Genomic DNA, 245 nt, shown 5'->3' with positions numbered 1-245 from the left:
CTTTGTCGGAACGCATTGGAAACGTTGGGTCCTTTTCAGCTAATTTAGCCAAACCAATACCTAGTTTATCAACGTCCGCTTTAGTCTGAGGCTCCACAGCAATACCAATTACTTGATCCGGGAAGTCCATAGATTCTAACACAATTGGGTGTTTCTCGGCCGAAAGTATATCTCCTGTTTTGATATATTTAAATCCAACAGAAGCTCCAATATCGCCAGCTTCTATAAAATCGATTGCATTTTGC

The 245-nt window shown here is 40.8% G+C and carries 1 pseudogene; it reads right to left on the bottom strand.

Annotation, left to right across the window (positions count from 1 at the left end):
- A pseudogene (fusA, locus tag ACY2RS_RS15735) lies at positions 1 to 245 on the bottom strand (elongation factor G); the annotation flags it as partial.

The sequence above is a fragment of the Patiriisocius sp. 208BN25-11 genome (assembly GCF_058147145.1).
This window is presented reverse-complemented; position numbering and strand designations above follow the sequence as displayed.